Genomic DNA, 1,016 nt, shown 5'->3' with positions numbered 1-1,016 from the left:
CAAACACCATACTGACCTTGCCAAACGAGATGACCGTCACCGTTGGTGGGCGCCTCCGGCAATCCGTTTAAGCCACTGTGCGTGTAATAGATGGCACACCGTGGATTGGCGGGGGTATCCATGCACTCAATACGGGCTAAGGAAGTTTCTTAACCTAAATCTCCTACATATAATTCATTAAATATAACATCATCATTCAAATCTGAAAAACAATCAAAATCATCAATGTCTTCAGGCATTCCATAATAAACATGAAAATCTTTATCAATAACAAGATAACCTTTTATGATTTCTTGTTTTTTTGATACCTCTTTCAATTTTAATACTGTAATTCCCGGATACAGTTTATTTTTATAACTACCGCTGTATGGCGGTTCACACCATAACGCAATGATTACTCCATATTTATCACTAGTAAATGATATTGCACCACCATTTATTTTATAAAGAAAGAATTCTCCTACCGAATTACCGATGTCATATTCTTTTATCGTAAAGTCGCTGTTAATACATCTAACTACATCACTAACATTATCACCCAAAGATACTCCACCTATTGATTTACCTGGAACAATATCAGCGTCCAGCCTTATAACTATATTCTTCATTATTTACTCCAAGGATTCATTAAAGAACCATCAATATACACAGGCGAATTCTTGATCCTGTCATAATTATTAAATTTACCATACCCAATTCGTCCATAAACAGACTCTACAGGATCGTTAGGTTTTATTACCTTCCAATAATCACTGTTATGAGTTTTGCCCGATGGATTGTAATCAAGATGATATACCTCACCTGATTTTGTGGTTTTTTCAAATACAACATGCTGCGTTTTTTGAGGTGTTGCACTTTGTGGGTATGTAGTTTTCCAACCTTTACTATTTAAATATAATTCTACATCAGATGGTTTTTTTCCTGACAATAAATCAACATACCGTCTAGTTATTCTGTCTCTCTTATTAAATCTTTTTTGTGAATTGCGGCACGCCCACCCCCACGGGTCCACCCAC

At 36.0% G+C, this 1,016-nt stretch carries 2 protein-coding genes; both read right to left on the bottom strand.

Going from position 1 to position 1,016, the window contains the following annotated elements; genetic code table 11:
- Positions 1-149: 149 nt before the first annotated feature.
- Positions 150-608, bottom strand: a complete 459-nt coding sequence (locus PR675_RS20630) for a hypothetical protein (protein WP_072197189.1) — start codon at positions 606-608, stop codon at positions 150-152.
- On the bottom strand, positions 608-1,016 hold a 409-nt coding region (locus PR675_RS20625), incomplete at its 5' end, for a hypothetical protein (RefSeq protein WP_272582972.1). The genes PR675_RS20630 and PR675_RS20625, both read right to left, overlap by 1 nt.

The organism is Providencia sp. PROV261 (assembly GCF_028477945.1).
Classification (GTDB): Bacteria; Pseudomonadota; Gammaproteobacteria; order Enterobacterales; family Enterobacteriaceae; genus Providencia; species Providencia stuartii.
The sequence above is the reverse complement of the archived record's forward strand: the minus strand, read 5'-3'. Positions and strand labels throughout refer to the sequence as shown.

Bases quoted from the DNA above. Each gene is read 5' to 3' on its own strand.
- PR675_RS20630 (WP_072197189.1), bottom strand. From the start codon at position 608: ATGAAGAATATAGTTATAAGGCTGGACGCTGATATTGTTCCAGGTAAA.